The organism is Sporosarcina sp. SAFN-015, assembly GCF_059415085.1.
Genome location: NZ_JBPFDR010000027.1, coordinates 1 through 1196, shown reverse-complemented (window position 1 = coordinate 1196; position 1196 = coordinate 1). Strand labels below are relative to the sequence as shown.

Genomic DNA, 1196 nt, shown 5'->3' with positions numbered 1-1196 from the left:
GCACGTGAGGACCAGAGTGACGGAGCTGACAAAGTAATGCGAAGCTTATCGAAATCCGTATAAAGGTTAAGTTAGAAAGGGCGCACGGCGGATGCCTTGGCACTAGGAGCCTATGAAGGACGGCACTAACACCGATATGCTTCGGGGAGCTGTAAGTAAGCTGTGATCCGAAGATTTCCGAATGGGGAAACCCACTGCCCGTAATGGGGCAGTACGTTCACGTGAATACATAGCGTGAACGAGGCACACCCGGAGAACTGAAACATCTAAGTACCCGGAGGAAGAGAAAGAAACATCGATTCCCTTAGTAGCGGCGAGCGAAACGGGAAGAGCCCAAACCAGGAAGCTTGCTTCCTGGGGTTGTAGGACACTCTATACGGAGTTACAAAGGGACGGATTAGACGAAGCGGCCTGGAAAGGTCCGCCATAGCGGGTAAAAGCCCCGTAGTCGAAAGTTCGTCCTCTCCAGAGTGGATCCTGAGTACGGCGGAACACGTGAAATTCCGTCGGAATCCGGGAGGACCATCTCCCAAGGCTAAATACTCCCTAGTGACCGATAGTGAACCAGTACCGTGAGGGAAAGGTGAAAAGCACCCCGGAAGGGGAGTGAAAGAGAACCTGAAACCGTGTGCCTACAAGTTGTCAGAGCCCGTTAATGGGTGATGGCGTGCCTTTTGTAGAATGAACCGGCGAGTTACGATTCCATGCAAGGTTAAGCAGCGAATGCGGAGCCGCAGCGAAAGCGAGTCTGAATAGGGCGTAATGAGTATGGGGTCGTAGACCCGAAACCAGGTGATCTACCCATGTCCAGGGTGAAGGTAAGGTAACACTTACTGGAGGCCCGAACCCACGTACGTTGAAAAGTGCGGGGATGAGGTGTGGGTAGCGGTGAAATTCCAATCGAACCTGGAGATAGCTGGTTCTCTCCGAAATAGCTTTAGGGCTAGCCTCAAACGAAAGAATCTCGGAGGTAGAGCACTGTTTGGACTAGGGGCCCATCCCGGGTTACCGAATTCAGACAAACTCCGAATGCCGATGATTTATGTTTGGGAGTCAGACTGCGGGTGATAAGATCCGTAGTCGAGAGGGAAACAGCCCAGACCGCCAGTTAAGGTCCCCAAGTATCCGTTGAGTGGAAAAGGATGTGGCGCTGCCCAGACAACCAGGATGTTGGCTTAGAAGCAGCCACCATTTAA

General features: G+C 52.4%; 1 rRNA gene. It reads left to right on the top strand.

Features of this window, described 5'->3' with window-relative positions:
- Positions 1-64 precede the first annotated feature (64 nt).
- Positions 65-1196: ribosomal RNA gene (locus tag ACR65H_RS18485) — 23S ribosomal RNA — on the top strand; the annotation flags it as partial.